This is a genomic window from Rhodococcus sp. 077-4, from assembly GCF_047782425.1.
Classification (GTDB): domain Bacteria; phylum Actinomycetota; class Actinomycetes; order Mycobacteriales; family Mycobacteriaceae; genus Rhodococcoides.
In genome coordinates this window covers 104,016-118,233 of record NZ_JAJPWC010000003.1, presented here as the reverse complement: position 1 = coordinate 118,233, position 14,218 = coordinate 104,016, and the positions used below count along the sequence as shown (strand labels likewise).

13 protein-coding genes are annotated in these 14,218 nt (G+C 63.9%); 8 read left to right on the top strand and 5 right to left on the bottom strand.

The features are described from left to right. Positions 1 to 31: 31 nt before the first annotated feature. From ACNEOT_RS16815 to ACNEOT_RS16805, 3 genes are all read left to right on the top strand, one after another. Positions 32 to 763, top strand: a complete 732-nt coding sequence (locus ACNEOT_RS16815) for an enoyl-CoA hydratase (protein ID WP_415975368.1) — start codon at positions 32 to 34, stop codon at positions 761 to 763. Beyond that, a complete protein-coding gene (locus ACNEOT_RS16810; RefSeq protein WP_415975367.1) occupies positions 760 to 2,094 on the top strand; it encodes an ammonium transporter in 1,335 nt (444 codons plus the stop codon). The genes ACNEOT_RS16815 and ACNEOT_RS16810 overlap by 4 nt, the downstream gene beginning before the upstream one ends. Before the next feature lie 192 nt (positions 2,095 to 2,286). Then, the gene (locus ACNEOT_RS16805) at positions 2,287 to 2,961 is read left to right on the top strand and encodes a hypothetical protein (RefSeq protein WP_415975366.1); all 675 of its coding nucleotides are present in this window, start codon (positions 2,287 to 2,289) and stop codon (positions 2,959 to 2,961) included. 77 nt (positions 2,962 to 3,038) lie between these two features. Here the strand turns inward: ACNEOT_RS16805 and ACNEOT_RS16800 are convergent, their stop codons facing one another. Continuing rightward, positions 3,039 to 3,986 carry an alpha/beta fold hydrolase gene (locus tag ACNEOT_RS16800; protein ID WP_415975365.1) on the bottom strand — a complete coding sequence of 316 codons (948 nt, stop codon included), beginning with the start codon at positions 3,984 to 3,986 and terminating at the stop codon, positions 3,039 to 3,041. A gap of 201 nt (positions 3,987 to 4,187) precedes the next feature. Between ACNEOT_RS16800 and shbA the strand changes: the two genes are divergently transcribed. The 5 genes from shbA (at position 4,188) to ACNEOT_RS16775 (ending at position 8,796) form a co-directional block, all read left to right on the top strand. Then, positions 4,188 to 4,763 (top strand): RNA polymerase sigma factor ShbA, encoded by a 576-nt coding sequence (gene shbA / locus ACNEOT_RS16795; RefSeq protein ID WP_415975364.1) that lies wholly within the window; start codon positions 4,188 to 4,190, stop codon positions 4,761 to 4,763. A gap of 43 nt (positions 4,764 to 4,806) precedes the next feature. Beyond that, positions 4,807 to 5,775 carry a hypothetical protein gene (locus ACNEOT_RS16790; protein WP_415975362.1) on the top strand — a complete coding sequence of 323 codons (969 nt, stop codon included), beginning with the start codon at positions 4,807 to 4,809 and terminating at the stop codon, positions 5,773 to 5,775. Next, positions 5,772 to 5,933: a hypothetical protein gene (locus tag ACNEOT_RS16785; protein WP_415975360.1), complete on the top strand. Its 162-nt coding sequence runs from the start codon at positions 5,772 to 5,774 to the stop codon at positions 5,931 to 5,933. Before ACNEOT_RS16790 ends, ACNEOT_RS16785 begins: the two co-directional genes overlap by 4 nt. Next, complete coding sequence (locus ACNEOT_RS16780) at positions 5,930 to 7,087, top strand: methyltransferase family protein (RefSeq protein WP_415975358.1); 1,158 nt, start codon at positions 5,930 to 5,932, stop codon at positions 7,085 to 7,087. Before ACNEOT_RS16785 ends, ACNEOT_RS16780 begins: the two co-directional genes overlap by 4 nt. A 62-nt stretch (positions 7,088 to 7,149) precedes the next feature. After that, positions 7,150 to 8,796 (top strand): purine-cytosine permease family protein, encoded by a 1,647-nt coding sequence (locus tag ACNEOT_RS16775; RefSeq protein ID WP_415975356.1) that lies wholly within the window; start codon positions 7,150 to 7,152, stop codon positions 8,794 to 8,796. Between the two features lie 62 nt (positions 8,797 to 8,858). Here the strand turns inward: ACNEOT_RS16775 and ACNEOT_RS16770 are convergent, their stop codons facing one another. The 4 genes from ACNEOT_RS16770 to htpG all read right to left on the bottom strand — a co-directional run bounded on the left by ACNEOT_RS16770 (position 8,859) and on the right by htpG (position 14,130). Further along, positions 8,859 to 9,446 carry a response regulator gene (locus ACNEOT_RS16770; RefSeq protein WP_027495958.1) on the bottom strand — a complete coding sequence of 196 codons (588 nt, stop codon included), beginning with the start codon at positions 9,444 to 9,446 and terminating at the stop codon, positions 8,859 to 8,861. Between the two features lie 44 nt (positions 9,447 to 9,490). After that, a complete protein-coding gene (locus tag ACNEOT_RS16765; RefSeq protein WP_415975355.1) occupies positions 9,491 to 10,645 on the bottom strand; it encodes a sensor histidine kinase in 1,155 nt (384 codons plus the stop codon). A 9-nt stretch (positions 10,646 to 10,654) separates the two neighbouring features. After that, positions 10,655 to 12,097, bottom strand: coding sequence for a carotenoid oxygenase family protein (locus tag ACNEOT_RS16760; protein WP_415975353.1), 1,443 nt, complete (start codon positions 12,095 to 12,097; stop codon positions 10,655 to 10,657). 107 nt (positions 12,098 to 12,204) lie between these two features. Beyond that, complete coding sequence (gene htpG, locus ACNEOT_RS16755; RefSeq protein WP_415975352.1) at positions 12,205 to 14,130, bottom strand: molecular chaperone HtpG; 1,926 nt, start codon at positions 14,128 to 14,130, stop codon at positions 12,205 to 12,207. Positions 14,131 to 14,218: the final 88 nt, after the last annotated feature.

The window sequence follows — 14,218 nt, the reverse complement described above, 5'->3', positions numbered from 1 at the left end:
CCTCTCGTACCGCTCGGTAACCTCTGCTCTCGTGATCGGATACAGACGTGACGGCGATGTCGTCATCCTCGAACTGCAGCGCCCGGATCGACGCAACGCGCTGAGCACAGAGCTCTGCACAGCGGTACGGAACGGGGTCGAGCAGGCGGATGCCGACGGCGCGCGGATCGTGGTCATCACCGGCCAGGGCAGTAGCTTCTGCGCCGGTGCCGATCTGACCGGCGACGCTTTTCCCGACGCGTTCGGCGAGACGCTCGAAGGGATGCTCGCATCGATCGAGCGGGCGTCCGTTCCGGTCGTGGCCGCGATCAACGGGCCCGCAGTCGGGGCAGGTACGCAATTGGCCATTGCCTGCGATCTGCGGGTCGTCGCGCCGGAGGCCTTCTTCGAGATTCCCTCGACCCGACTCGGTATTGCCGTGAGCAACTGGACGATCAACCGGTTGGCCTCGCTGGCAGGTGGGGGAGTGGCGCGCACCATCCTGCTCGGCGGGGAGCGGGTGTATTCCGAGCAGGCCTTCACGTGCGGGTTGGCCAACAAGCTGGGCGACCTCGACGTCGCGACGCAGTGGGCGCAGTCGATCACCGAGCTCGCTCCGTTGGCGTTGAAGCACCTCAAGCTGGTGTTCAACGACAATGGGACGCACGATGATCCGACGCCGGAGCAGTCGGCAGCGTTCGAGGCCGCGTGGAGCAGCGAGGACATGAAGGAAGCGCGTCGCGCACGAGCAGAGAAGCGCAAGCCGAAGTTTCTGGGCCGGTGATCAACGGCGCGCCCGACGCGGGCGACACCGCATGGCTGTTGGCCAGTACCGCGTTGGTGCTGCTGATGACGCCAGGCCTGGCCTTCTTCTACGGCGGCATGGTGCGTTCGAAGAGCGTGCTGAACATGATGATGATGAGTCTGTCGGCCATCGCGGTGGTGTGGCTGCTGTGGTTGCTGTTCGGTTTCTCGATGGTGTTCGGCGACAACGTGATCGGCGGTTGGATCGGAAATCCGTTGCAGTACGCCGGTTTCGAGGGCTTGCTGGGTGGGGTGTACACCTCGGCCGGCGGAGCGGTGTCGATCCCGTTGGTGGGAACCGTTCCCGCGCTGGTCTTCGCGGCGTTCCAGGCCGGTTTCGCGATGGTGACGGTGGCGTTGATCTCCGGGGCCGTCGCAGACCGTATGCGGTTCGTCCCCTGGGTTGTGTTCGCGGCATTGTGGTCCACCCTGGTGTATTTCCCGATTGCGCACTGGGTGTTCTCGCTCGACGGGCTCACCAGTGAATTCGGCGGGTGGATCACCAACCGGCTGGGCGCGATCGACTTCGCCGGTGGCACCGCGGTGGAGATCAACGCGGGCGTCGCAGGCCTGGTACTGGCACTGGTGGTGGGCAAACGAAGCGGATGGCCGCGAGATCCCATGCGCCCGCACAACCTTCCGGCCGTCATGCTCGGAGCCGGATTGCTGTGGTTCGGTTGGTTCGGGTTCAATGCCGGGTCGTCCCTCGCCGCCGACGGCGTCGCCGCGGTGGCTCTGGTGAACACGATGGGCGCTGGAGCCCTGTCCATGGCGGCCTGGCTCTTCGTCGAGAAGTGGCGGGACGGGCACGCGACATCGTTCGGCGCGGCCTCGGGCGTGGTCGCCGGATTGGTGGCCATCACACCGTCGTGTGCGGCCGTGACCCCCATCGGTGCCGCAGCGATCGGCATCGTCTCGGGTGCATTGTGCGCTCTTGCCATCGGTCTCAAATATCGCTTCGGCTACGACGATTCACTCGACGTCGTCGGCGTGCACCTCGTCGGCGGCATCGTCGGCACACTGATGATCGGGCTCGTTGCCAGCGCGCAGATGCCGGCAGGCGTCGACGGACTGTTCTACGGCGGCGGCGTACATCAGCTGTGGCTGCAGGCGATCGCGGTGGCGGCGGTATTCGCGTACACCGCAGTCGTCACCACCGGCATCGCGTTCGCCATCAGAGCGGTCATGGGTGTGCGCGCCGACGCGCAGCACGAGGCCGACGGCCTCGACGAGCACGAGCACGCCGAGTCCGCCTACGACTTCGGGGTGGGCCACCGCGGCAGCAACAAGCCGGGTCTTTTCGGTAAGTAGAGACAACCCGTGTGTGCCCTTTACGAACCGATCGGTCGCTGAAAGCCGTTCTGTCCCTTTCGGGTTGATGCGATCGATCGTTGTTCGGTTCGACTCTGTTCGTTCATCTTCGGTTCTCCTGACCAGCTTGTCGGTCCCATAGCTTTTCGCTGCTCGGCATCGAGCGATGGACACGACGAAAGACAGAGGAACATGAAGCTGACTCGATTCGCGGCAACGTCCGCATTGGTCATTGCAGCGATGACGACCGCCGTGGGCACCGCCTATGCCGATCCGGCTCCGGCTCCGGCCCCTGCCGTCGGCTGGAATGTCACCCAGGCCGGCAACCAGGTCCTGGTCGACACGACGGCCGGAACCCTGAGCAACGAGGACAACCACCTCGTCGTCCGCGACGCCAACGGCGTGCTGGTCGACTCGGTGCCGCTGGCTATCGCAGCCGACGGATTCTCGCACCCCGTCGCCGCTGTCATCGACGGAAACCGCGCTACGTTGACCGCCGATGTCTCGCCTGCGGCGGCAACCCCGCTCTCCACCACCCTCCCCGGCATCCAGCAGGTCGACCTGCCGGCCGCAGTGGCAGGCGTCAAGGACAATCTCGCACTGTCGGCTTCGGTCGGCGGATTCCTCGGTGCTGCAACCGGTCTCGTGGGCGGCTGCGTACTCGGCGCACTCGCGATGGGCGTCGTTTCGGCTCCGACGGTTGTGCTGTTCGGACCGGGAACGGTTGCGGGCTGCATCGGTGGAGCGTTGCTCCTCGGCTCGACCGCTTCGCTCGCAGGCACGGCCATCGGTGGACTCAGTGCCATCGCCAGCAACGCTGCACCCTTCGTCCAGCTCCTCAACGCTCCTCCCGCCGTCAAGAAGTAATTTCTTGCAGCAGTAGCAGTGCTGTGGCCCGCATCGGATTTCCGGTGCGGGCCACAGTCGTCGGCAGGTTCTTGCTGCTAGCGCGCCAATGCCAGATCTGCCACGTGTGCGCGTCGAGCTGTCGCCACGAGATCGACGATGGCCTCGGCCACCTCGTGCGCTCGTTCGAGGATCACCATGTGTCCGGCCTGCGCGACGCGCACCAAGCGGGCGTCGGGCAGATGAGCGGCAAGGGTTTCCGAGTGCCGCATCGGTGTCATCAGATCGTCCGAGCCGCACAGCACCAACGTAGGAATCGCCGCCAGGGCGGCCAGGCCGGCCACCTCGTCGAGGCCGCGAAACGCCCCGAGAAATCCGGCCATCGTCACGATGGACGTCTCACCGAGCATCGCCGTCGCCAATGTCACCACCCGCGGGCTGACTTTTCGGGAGCCGCATCCCGCCGTCCTGACGATGGGTGCGCACACGCCGCGACTGAGTCTCTTGGCACCCGACATCAGCCGAGGGGCGCGTCGAACAGCTGCTTGGAACGCCGCTACGGCCGGATGCGCGAGGCAACTGCCGAGTCCGTCGTCGGTGATCCCGCCCGCCGACGTCGCGATCAACCCCACCCCGACCAGGCGCGAGCCGATTGTCTCCGGGTACTGACGCGCGTAGGACAGCGCAGTCATGCCGCCCATCGAATGACCGACGACGACGAACGGCCCGGACGGGACCACCGCGCGGATGACGTCGGCCAGATCCTCGCCGAGTCGGTCGATGGTGCAGCTTTCCGGCGCGGCCGCACTCGACTCGCCGTGACCGCGGTGGTCGTACATCACGATCCGCACGTCGTCTCCCCAGACCAGCTCCACCTGTCGACGCAGGTCGGTCCACGACTGCATCCGCAGGCAGTGTCCGTGCACGAATACCGCGGTCAGCGGCGCATTCGGGTGGCCGAATTCGCGGACCGCCAGTGCGGTGCCGTCGCCGGCAGCGACGGTGCTGCGACGACCGATCTGATGGGTCTGCTCGCTGGTTTTCATGGGCGGCGCTCCGCGGGGGTGAGTGACACGAACGACGATGACGGTGTTGTCCGGTACTTCGCTTCGACGACACGCCGTGTTACCTGAATCACAATCTTCTTCGGTGTGATAGCTCCTCGGACCAAACCGAACGGGAATCGGTACCGAAGTACTGATGAGCGCTGACGGTGACGGCGCGCGTTGCCAGTGAGGAGATCGGCCATGGGCGTGGACATGCTCGAGGATGTTGTGCCCCGCGCCGTTGCGGGAAATCGACCGGCACTCGAACAGGTGCTGGTGCTGATTCAGCCACCGGTTCGCCGATACTGCGCCGCCCGGATCGGGAACCTCGACGTCGCCGCGGACGATGTCGTGCAAGAGGTGTGCCTCGCACTGGTCACCGCCATTCCCAAGTACCGAGACATGGGTAAACCCTTCATGGCCTTCGTGTACGGGATCGCCGCTCACAAGCTGGCCGACGCCGGGCGCAAATCCGCGCTGCGACAGACGTTCGCGATGGACGAGATGCCCGAGGAACAATCCACGGATGCCGGACCGGAGCAGGTCGCGCTCGGAGATGAACTCCGCACTCACACTCAGGCGTTGATGAACACCCTGCCGCCGAAGTACAGCAAGATCATCCTCATGCGCGTCGTGTGGGGAATGACGGCTCCGCAAACCGGCGAAGCGCTCGGTATGACGGCGGGTGCCGTGCGGGTGGCCCAGCATCGGGCGATGAACATGCTCCGCGCCGAGCTGTCGAATTTCTCGCTGCTGGCGGCTCGCGCAGTCGCCTGACGTTCCCTGCACTCGACCGATGCGGGTGTGTTGAACTGTCTCGATGACCGACACCGGGGGCTCCGAACCAGACTTCGTTCCGCAACCACATCGACCGAACCGTCAGCAGTGGGTGTTGTCCGCAATCGTGCTGGCGTTCGCCGTGGGAGTGATCGCCCGCCGAATTCTGCAGGAGACCGGGAAGGATCAGACGGCCGCGTTCTACATCGGCATCCCCGCGGTGCTGGCCATCGTCGTCGTGCTCTCCGCCCCGTGGGGGAGAGTGATCGGGACGACGGTCAAGGTCGTGACGGTGTGTCTGCTGCTGTCGATGATCGTGCTGGGCGAGGGCTTCGTCTGCGTCATCTTCGCGGCACCGCTGTTCTACGGGGTGGCCATCATCGTCGTCACGATTGTGGGATACGTCGGGCGGACGGGCGGCAACAAACTGCAGATCTCGATTCTGCCGGTGCTGTTGCTGGTCATGGCCTCCGAGGGTGTCCTGCCGGCAACCACCTTTCCGCCGGATTCGACGGTGTCCTGCACCCGCGTGTTCGACGCCTCCTCCGCCGACGTGGCTCGGGCCGTCGACTCACCGTTGCGATTTCACGACGTCGAGCCGTCGGGCATCTTGTCCTGGGGCTTTCCTGAGCCGCAGCACGAACGAGTTCAGGGCTCGCAGGTCGGTGATCGGCGCGTCGTCGAGTTCGCGGGTGCGCATCATCGACCCGCTCTGTTGTCCACCCACCATTGGGGTGAGCAGTCCTCGGCGTTGACGCTCGAGGTGACCGAGCGGACCGCGACGTCGATTCGGATGCAGGTGGTCTCCGATACGACTCCGCTCGCGACGTGGCTGACCTGGAAGACGATCGACGTCGGCTGGGCCGAGCAGAGTGACGGCCGAACCGCGGTGACGTGGACGTTGAATTTCGATCGTGAGCTGGCACCCGCCTGGTATTTCGGTCCCATCGAGAGTTTCGTCGCCGAGCGGGCAGCCGGGTACCTACTGGATTCGCTCGACCTGCGAGCGTGATCGCGGCGATGCAGACCGGTCTCGACATCGCGGTGCTGCGAGCGGCAGTGTTGATGGTGCCGCTCATATCGGTTGCCGCGCTGTGGATTACCGTGGTCGACAAGCGGATACGCGGATACGCGGTGCCGCGTTGCTGGCATTGCTGTGGAGTGCGGTGAGCCTGTTGCCGATCAATGCGCTCGCGGTTCGACTCGACTGGTGGAGTTTCGGAACCGACGGCCTGGCGTGGTCCGAGGTACCGGTGGACGTGATCCTGGGTTGGGCGCTGCTGTGGGGAGCCGTACCGATCCTGTTGTCCCGCTGGGTGAACCCGCTACCCGTCGTTGCCGGCTTGCTCGCTGCCGACGTGCTGGTGATGGGCAGCCTCGAGCCGCTGGTGGTCTTGACGCCGTCGTGGTGGTGGGGCGAATTGCTTGCGGTTCTCGTATGTCTGGTTCCTGCAACGGCTCTGGGGATGCTCACTGCGTTCCAGCGCGCACTGCGCGCGCGGGTGGTGTTGCAGATGGTGCTGTTCGCGGCGTTGTTGCTCTTCGTCATTCCCGCCGCCGCGTTCGAGGCGACGGGGAGAACATGGTCGGGCGTGCTGGCCGGTATCGGGGGACCGCTGGATTCGGTGACGATGCAGCTGATCGCACTGGTCGGCATCGTCGCGCTGCGGGCCGTATGGGATTTCGCCATCATCGGCGGCGGCACCCCGTTTCCGTGGGACCCGCCCGGCAGGCTCGTCGTCTCGGGTCCCCATGCGTACGTGGCCAATCCGATGCAGCTGTGCGCCGTGCTGATCCTCGCTCTGGCGGCTCTGCTGACCGGCGAGGTCGTTCTTCTTCTGGCCGCGGTGGCAGGCATGGCCTTCAGTAGCGGAATCGCCGCGTGGAACGAGAAGGGCCACCTGCGTCGGCGATTCGGTCGGTCGTGGATCGACTATCGATCGACCGTGCGTGACTGGCTGCCGCGCCGGCACGCGAGCGCGGATCGGGCGTCGGGCACGCTGTATGCCTCGGTCACCTGCGATCCGTGCAGCGCCGTCGGGCCGTGGTTCGCGAAGCGGACGTCGGCGGGACTGACCGTGGCGGCTGCGGAGAATCATCCCGACGAGTTGCGCCGCATTAGGTACGAGAGCGCCGACGGCCGCGTTTTCGCCGACGGCACCCGCGCCATCGGATGTGCGCTCGAACATCTGACGCTGGGATGGGCAGTGCTGGGTTGGGTGATGCGGGCTCCCGTGCTGGCGAGCGTTATTGCCCTGGTGACCGACGCATGCGGCGGCGCTCCCCGCTCGATTCCTCGGCGGATGTCCCAATCGCCGGATTGAGTAACAGTAGCTACATCTCCACAAGACATCCCGGCAACGTGGCGGTTCTACGTTACTGATTCATGACCGCCGTACAGCCAGCGCCGACAGACTCCGCGCTCAAAGAGACGCTAGAGGACTACACGCTGCGCTTCGCGCCGCGTAGCTACCGTAAATGGGGAACCGGTGTGGTTGCGACGTCCGCGCTCGGCGGCATCGCCTATCTTGCGGACTTCGCCATCGGTGCCAACATCGGAATTTCCTACGGAACCGGCAATGCACTCTGGGGCATCCTGGTGTTCGCCGTCGTCATCTTCCTGACCGGACTTCCGCTCGCGTACTACGCTGCTCGGTACAACATCGACCTCGACTTGATCACGCGGGGAAGCGGATTCGGGTACTACGGGTCGGTGGTCACCAACGTCATTTTCGCGACGTTCACGTTCATCTTCTTCGCGCTCGAAGGTTCGATCATGGCGCAGGGACTCGAACTGGGCCTGGGTATTCCGTTGCCCATCGGGTACGCGGTGTCGACCATCATGGTGATCCCGTTGGTCATCTACGGCATGAAAGCCCTTGCCACGCTCCAGGTCTGGACCACCCCGCTGTGGCTCGTACTGATGGTGCTGCCGTTCGTCTACCTGGTGATCAGCAATCCCGACTCGGTCGGAGAGTTCTTCGCCTACGGCGGCCAGGACGGTGCCGACGGCAAGGGCGTCAACATCGGATCGGTGATGCTTGCGGCAGGCGTGTGTCTCTCGCTCATCGCGCAGATCGCCGAGCAGATCGACTACTTGCGCTTCATGCCGCCCAAGACCCCCGAGAATTCTCGACGCTGGTGGACGGCAGTACTTCTCGCCGGACCGGGCTGGGTCATCTTCGGTGCCCTCAAGCAGGTTGTCGGCCTGTTCCTGGCGGTCTACCTCATTGCCAACGTCGTCGACGGATCCACCATCGCCAACGAGCCGGTACACCAGTTTCTCGAGATCTACGAGAACTTCATGCCGGGCTGGCTCGCCATGACACTCGCGGTGATCCTGGTCGTCATCAGCCAGATCAAGATCAATGTCACCAACGCGTACTCCGGCTCGCTGGCGTGGACGAACTCCTACACCCGCCTCACCAAGACCTACCCGGGCCGCTTGGTCTTCGTGTTGTTCAACCTCGCGATCGCGCTGATCCTGATGGAAGCCAACATGTTCAGCTTCCTCAACAACATCCTCGGCTTCTACGCGAACTGCGGTATCGCCTGGATCGCCGTGGTTGCCTCGGACATCGTCTTCAACAAGTACATCCTGAAGCTCTCACCCAAGGTGCCCGAGTTCCGACGCGGGATGCTGTACAACGTCAACCCGGTCGGCTTCGGATCGATGGCGGTGTCGGCGATTCTGTCGATTCTGGTGTTCTTCGGCGCATTCGGATCGGCGATCAAACCTTACTCGCCGATCGTGGCTCTCGTTCTCGCACTGGTGCTTCCGCCGATCCTGGCGGTGGCGACCAAGGGCAAGTACTACCTGCGACGCACCGACGACGGCATCGATCTGCCGATGTTCGACGAGCACGGCAACCCCTCCGACGCGCTGGTGATGTGCCACGTCAGCGGGATGGAATTCGAGCGACCCGACATGATCGCGTCCAACGTGCCGGGACCGAACGGGGAGAAGCAGTACATCAGTTCCCTGTCGTTGAGCACCGACAAGACGGGGGAGCACATCCTTCCGCCGCAGTAGCCCCCCCGTCGTGCGCGTTTTGCGTGTCCAGAGGTACGCAAAACGCGCACGAGGGCGAAGCCCTACAGAACTCCGAGCCGCACTGCTGTGATCACCGCAGCAGTACGGTCCGAAACCTCGAGTTTGGTGAAGATGCGGAGCAGGTGTGTTTTGACGGTCGACTCTCCGATGTACAGGGCCTGCCCGATCTCCGAGTTGGACAGGCCCGCGGCAACGCGACCCAGCACTTCGATCTCGCGCACTGTCAGGGCTGTCGTTCGGCGGTCGACGCGCCGTGCGAGCACCGTGCCGCCGCCGGCGGTGGACCTGATTGCGGCCGCCAATTCCGATGCGGTGCAGTCCTTCAACAGATATCCCGAGGCGCCGGCCGCCACCGCCCGCACGATGTCGGCGTCGGTGTCGTAGGTCGTCACGATGACCACCTTCGTCGCAACGACGGCAAGTATCTCGCGTGTGGCGGACACCCCGTCCAGGTCGGGGAGCCTCAGGTCCATCAGCACGACATGCGGTCGCAGCGATTGTGCAAGTTCGACGGACTCGGCTCCCGAACCGGTCTCGCCCACTACGTCGAGGTCCGAGAATGGCTCCAACATTCCGCGGATGCCGGTGCGTACCACCGGATGATCGTCGACCAGCAGTACCCGTAGCACCGCACCGGTAGGTCTCGCAGCGGTAGGTGTCGCAGCGGTAGGTGTCACAGCGGAATCTCGATGTGGACCGTTGCTCCACCGACATGGGCGGTGGGCAGCGTCAAGGTGCCGCCGACGTCGCCGACGCGGGCGCGCATGCCGTGTAGCCCGTGCCCCTCTTGATGGTCCTTGAATCCAATGCCATTGTCCGACAATGTCATTCGTATCGAGTCATCGAGATACTCGAGAAGAATCGACACGGTAGTTGCGCCCGAGTGGCGTCGGACGTTGTGGAGGGATTCCTGTGCGCAGCGAAGCAGGACGACATCGACGGCAATATCGGTACTTCGCGGAGGTCGCCCCACGGCGTCGAAAGTGGCCTGGATACCAGTTGTGACGGAAAAGCTGTCGGTCAGCTGGTGCAGCACGTCGCGCAAAGGGTTCACCGCCAAAGATGGCGGGGTCGATTCCACGACCATGGTGCGGGCCTCGTCGAGGTTCTCCCGCGCGGTCCCTTCGATCAGGTCCAGGTGATGCTGGAGGTGTGGGGCAGCCGATGCCAGATGCGGTTCGAGCGCCTGAGCGACGGTTACGATGCTGATGAAGCCTTGCGCGAGGGTGTCATGGATGTCGCGAGCAAGGCGTTCACGCTCGGTCGCGACGCCCGCCGCGTGAGAGAGCAGGGCTGCCTCTGCTCGGCTTTCGGCGAGCTCGATCACGAGTCGGTCCAGATTTTCCGTGCGCCGCGCAGCCGTCGCCACCACCCATCCGACAACCGGTCCCACGGTAGATGCGATCAGTGCCACCGCGACAGCCAACGGTACGTCGCCAGCTTCGATTCTTCCGGTCGCCGCCAACGTGCCGAACCCGACGATGTCGATGGCGATCGAGGACACCACCGCCCATCGCAGGGGGAGCGACATGAAGAGCAGTGGAAAGACAGCAGGAAAGACTGCGGTGGCGGCGGGTGCCGCAACTATTGCTCCGGTCGCGAACGCGATGACACCGCACGCGAATAGTGTTGACTCTCTGCCATACAGAGGCGATTTCAATGTAGAGAATCCAATGGCCAACACCCACAGGGCGAGTGCGCTCAGCGATGCGAGAGCTACCGAAGTATTTCCGGGAAGTGTCGAATCGAGAAGAAACACGACTGCAATTGCAACAACGACACCGATGACGGAAAACCAGATCCACTGCGCACGTGGTCCCGACGCCATGAGCACACCTTAACCGGACGACGGCTCGAAATTGCCGTGAAATCCGTGCGGGATCCGTACCGGTAGGTGGATCGTTGCGACGACATCCAACGTCGCGGCGTCGAGAAGCATCAAATCTGTGCGGTCGGTGCTCGCGTCGTACACCGGTCCCATGACGATGGCGTCGTCCTCGGGGCCGTCGGGTGTCCGCGGAACGTGGACGAACTCGCCGGGCTCGGTACCGGCACCGAACTCTCGCGTCACGACCGATCCCGTGTGCATATCGTGTTGCAACAGAGCCGTGGGTACCTGCCCGCGATCGGCCGACTGGGTCGACGCGATCGTGTACCCGTAGCGGTGACGACGGCCCTGCGCTCGCTCGTCGATGCGAGGGAAGTCCTGTGAGCGGTCGTCGAGTCGCTCCGACCGAACTGTGCCGCTGGAAAAGTCGACGGTCCATCGATCGAGGGTCGGGGATGAGGGCAGAGGGTCGGAGTCGCCATCGAACGCACGCGGGTGGCGGGCCAGTTCCATGACGATTCCGATCTCGCAGTCGTACGCATTGAGGGTGTGGTAGACGAAGCACGGTTCGACGTCGAATCGACGAATACCCCGTCCGTTGCGCTCGATGACCACCACCTGCGCGTTGTGCCCGTCGTTCCATCGATACGGCACACCGACGTCGGGTTGCGCCAGCCCCGACCCCAGCATGAGGGTGCGAGAGACGGCGTCGGGTAGAGCGTGCCGCGACGCGACCCCAGTGAACATCGACGCCACCCTCTGCCCGAACCGAGAATGAGCCAAAGCGGACAGGTCGAGCACCACGGGTAGGTCGTACAGGACGATGTACTTCTCGGTGAGGGAGAAGTCGTGCATCATCGTGTTGGCCGGCATCGGAATCGTGCGAGAGGTACGTACCCGTCCGTCGATACCGGTCACCGTGTACCGAATCGCGTTGCCCCACATGGGGTTGTAGGACACGGCGTGAAGTTCGCCCGTCAATGGATCTTTCTTGGGATGGCCGGTGTATCCGCCGCGCAGCGTTCCGTCGAAGTCCGATGGAGCCACAGTGTCGAGGTCATGAGTGAGTTCGTAGGGCCGTGTTCCCATTTCGGCGACCGCAAGAGTCCGCCCGGCATGTTCGAGGATGTTGGTGTTGGACGCGAAATCCATTCCGCTCAGGCGTGGTCCGCGTCGGGGACGTTCACGGAGCGATCGACTGACCGCGGCCGAGCGCACCCAGCGGTTGCGGTACCAGTGCGCGCGGCCGTCGGCGATACGAATTCCGTGCACCATCCCGGATCCGGTGAACCACTGATAGCGAGCGTGATTCGGTTCGATGGGGTTGGGCCCGATGCGAAGGTAGCGACCATCGACGAAGTCGGGAATCTGCCCGGTGACGGGGAGGTCGGTGGCGGTCACCTCGGTTGTGACCGGGGCATAGTTTCCTTCGAGGAAGCGAGTGGAGTGCATGTATCGATACTCGACACTTGCGGACGGTTTCGCGTCCACCGACCGGTGGACCCTCGTGCGCGTTTTGCGTATCCAGGGGTACGCAAAACGCGCACGAGGGCGAAGCCCTACACCGTGCGGGTGAGGCGATCGGCGAGGAGCTTGGAGAACTTCGCCGGATCCTTCAGGTCCGTTCCCTCGGCGAGAAGTGCCGTCGCGTAGAGCAATTCGGCGGTCTCGGCGAGGTGTGGATCGTCGCTGCGATCCTCGCGGGCCTTCTTCAATCCCGTCACCAGATCGTGAGTGGGGTTGAGTTCGAGGATGCGCTTGGAGGTCGGAACGAACTGTCCCGACGCCTTGTACATCTTCTCGAGCTGCGGAGAGAAGCTGAATTCGTCACCGACGACGCAGGCGGGTGACGTCGTCAGACGCGTCGACAGGCGCACCTCCTTGACGTCCTCGCCGAGGGTCTCGGTGAGCCAGGTGAGCAGGTCGGCGAATTCCTTGTCCTGCTCCTCGCGCTTGGCCTCGGACTCTTTCTTCTCCTCCTCGGTGTCGAGGTCCACCTCGCCCTTGGCGATGGACTGGAACGACTTTCCGTCGAAGTCGGTGACGTTGCCGACCCACACCTCGTCGACCGAATCGGTGAGCAGCAGTACCTCGAGTCCGCGGGCCTTGAATGCCTCCATGTGCGGCGAGCTTTCGATCTGCTGACGCGACTCGCCCGTCATGTAGTAGATCTGCTGCTGGCCGTCCTTCATCCGGTCCACGTACTCGGCGAGGGTGGTGACGCCCTCCTCGGAGTTGGTGGACGCGAACGACGCGATGCCCAAGAGGGTTTCGCGGTTGTCGTTGTCGGAGATCAGGCCCTCCTTGAGGACCGTGCCGAACTGCGACCACAGCGTCTTGTACTTGTCGGGCTGCTCGCTCTGCAGCTCCTTGACGGTGGAGAGCACCTTCTTGGTGAGGCGGCGACGAATCGCGCGGATCTGCCGGTCCTGCTGGAGAATTTCACGAGAGACGTTGAGCGAGAGGTCCGCTGCGTCGACGACACCCTTGACGAACCGCAGGTACTCGGGCAGCAGTTCCTGCGAGTCGTCCATGATGAACACGCGCTTGACGTACAGGTGCACGCCGGCCTTGCTTTCGCGCATGAACAGGTCGAACGGTGCCTGCGACGGAATGAACAGCAGCGCTTGGTATTCGAAGGTGCCCTCGGCCTTGAACGGGATGACCTCGAGCGGCTCGTCCCAGGCGTGGCTGACGTGCTTGTAGAACTCCTTGTATTCCTCTTCGGACACTTCGTCCTTGGAGCGGGTCCACAGCGCCTTCTGCGAGTTGATCGTTTCCGTCTCGATCGTGACGGTGTCCTCGCCGCCTTCCTCTTCACTCTTGACGCGCTTCTCGACGTCGATGCGAATGGGCCAGGCGATGAAGTCGGAGTACTTCTTGACCAGTTCCTTGATCTTGCGCTCGGACGCGTAGTCGTGGAGGTGGTCTTCCTCGTCGGCGGGCTTGAGAGCCAGCGTCACCGACGAGCCCTGCGGGGCGTCGTCGACGTCGGTGATCTCGTACGTGCCCTCGCCGGTGGACTCCCACTTGGTGGCAGTGCTCTCGCCGGCCTTGCGGGTGAGCAGGGTGACCTTCTCGGCGACCATGAACGTGGAGTAGAAGCCGATGCCGAATTGGCCGATCAGTTCCTCGGAGGCGGCTGCGTCCTTGGCTTCCTTGAGCTTCTTGCGAACCTCGGCGGTACCGGACTTCGCCAGCGTGCCGATGAGGTCGATGACCTCCGCGCGCGACATACCGATGCCGTTGTCGCGGATGGTCAGAGTGCGGGCGGCGGCGTCGATGTCGATCTCGATGTGCAGATCCGAGACGTCGACGTCCAGGTCCTTGTTGCGGTACGACTCCAGGCGCAGCTTGTCCAGCGCGTCCGAGGAGTTGGAGATCAGTTCACGGAGAAAGCTGTCCTTGTTGGAGTAGATGGAGTGCACCATCAGATCCAGGAGCTGTCGCGTCTCCGCCTGGAATTCGAGCTGTTCGGTACTCAATGTCTCCCCTTCTAGCAGCAAAACCGACGCGAATATTCTACGGCAAGGCTACGGGTGAGCTGCGAAGACGTCGGCGCCGCCTACTGTG